The organism is Spiroplasma endosymbiont of Megaselia nigra, assembly GCF_003987485.1.
Lineage (GTDB): Bacteria > Bacillota_I > Bacilli_A > Mycoplasmatales > Mycoplasmataceae > Spiroplasma.
The window spans coordinates 1-1,765 of the sequence record NZ_RCOO01000214.1; the positions used below are offsets into that span (position 1 = coordinate 1).

Here is a 1,765-nt window from a genome sequence, read left to right on the forward strand (position 1 = left end):
AGTTTTCATTCTTTATTAAAAAAAGCAACAATTCATAACAATATTTACTTATCGCATGACGAATATATTAATGATGTTAAAAAATGAAATAAATGATATTCAAGCCGCAAAGAAAAGGATATAATAAATAAAAGTTTATAAACCTTTTTTACTAATACTTACTTTTTGGGGTGCACTCTATTATCATTTAAAGATTTATAATTATCTAATTTTCAGTTTTCAAATAAACCATCAATTACATCTTCGGGTTTTTGTCCTTCGAATTTTTGGCGCAGCTCAGCCACTTTATTGCTAGGGTTACCTTTTTAATCATATTTTGCACCTTGAAATTTACGGTCATAGTTATAACGATATGTTAGATAATTTAATAAAATAATATTTAATTCTTTAACAACTAATAAACCTAAAATATCTTTTCCTTGAATATAGTTTTTGGCGATACTTCATGGTAAAAAATTTTCAGTAAATCAATATTGAAATACTCTTAAATTAGGGTTTGTTTCTATTGGTATTGATAATAAAGGCACTAAACTAGCATTTTCAATTATTGATGATGGATAAGAATAAACACCATTAATATTTCCTCAACATTTGATATTTCCAAATAACATTGATTTGGGATATTTAATTTCAATCCCAGTAAATACTGTGTCTTCGGGTAATGATTTTTGTAATACTAAATGAATACTATTTTGATTTTTTCATTTAAAGTCAGTTATTTTTACTAAATGCATAGATTTAATAATATTGACACCATCAGGTGAATAAGGACGTTTATATTCTTCAATGATATAACATTCATTTTTATTATCTTCGGTAATTGGTTCATTAATAGAGATTATTTTTAAATCATAGGATTCTAAAAATGCTTTGTATTGTTTTGACATATCATTAATTAAAATATCTTTTTCATCAATCATGACGTAACTTGTGCTATTATCTTGAATTGTGGTGTTTTGTTGAATTTGTAATTTAAAATTAAAGTCACTAATTTCATAACCAGTTATTTTAATATATTCTTTTTTGTCAATAAAACCAATTTTAACGCTATTTTGAGAGTAATTTAAGGTTGGTTTTTGCTTTGTCTTAACAAGATTATTAATTTTATAAATATATAATGTTCTAGCACGGTCTTCAGTAAATAATTGTTCTAAATCAGGATCGCTGTACTGCGATTGATTAGCAAAATCTAAGGGGATACTATCAATTGAATTCTCCTTCAACTAATAACAAGTCATTTTCAATAAATGAAGCTAACATTTTGCTAATTTCTTGGTCAACCACACCGGTTACTCCGTTAGTATTAATGGTAAATTTACCACTATTTAATAATGGGTCTAACATAATCTTTTCAGCAATAATATCTAAAATACTAGCAAATTGTTTACCATAACGAGCAGAAGGTTCAAAATTAGGGTTATTAGGAATAATTTCAATTGGAATAAAATCAATTGGTAATATTTCTTCTCTTTGTAAAGTTGTATAATTATTTCATTTAGTATCATCAATATATAAATCAGTAACAGTACTGTATAATCGTGTTTTTAACTTTCTAATAACTTTTACTTGTTTAGTTACATAATCAATTTCTAATTTTTCAGTAATAAAAACACTCTGGTCATTTTTAATATAAGGGTCATAATCAAAAGTACAAGATACTAAATTACCTAATTCATCATACTGGTCATTGTAAAAATCAATAGTAATAAAATTAAGTTTTGAATTATTAGCAAAAATAAAATATGCACCTTTACCATTTTTATTA

Annotated in this window: 3 protein-coding genes; all 3 read right to left on the reverse strand. The window is 24.9% G+C overall.

Annotated features, from left to right (window positions below; genetic code table 4):
* Window positions 1–158: 158 nt before the first annotated feature.
* On the reverse strand, window positions 159–284 hold the full coding sequence (locus tag D9R21_RS08585; protein WP_255416634.1) for a hypothetical protein: 126 nt from the start codon (window positions 282–284) through the stop codon (window positions 159–161).
* Between the two features lie 21 nt (window positions 285–305).
* Window positions 306–1,223, reverse strand: coding sequence for a hypothetical protein (locus tag D9R21_RS06195; protein WP_126821510.1), 918 nt, complete (start codon window positions 1,221–1,223; stop codon window positions 306–308).
* Window positions 1,201–1,765, reverse strand: a 565-nt coding sequence (locus D9R21_RS07530; protein ID WP_158613958.1) for a hypothetical protein, incomplete at its 5' end; no start/stop codon positions are given. The genes D9R21_RS07530 and D9R21_RS06195, both read right to left, overlap by 23 nt.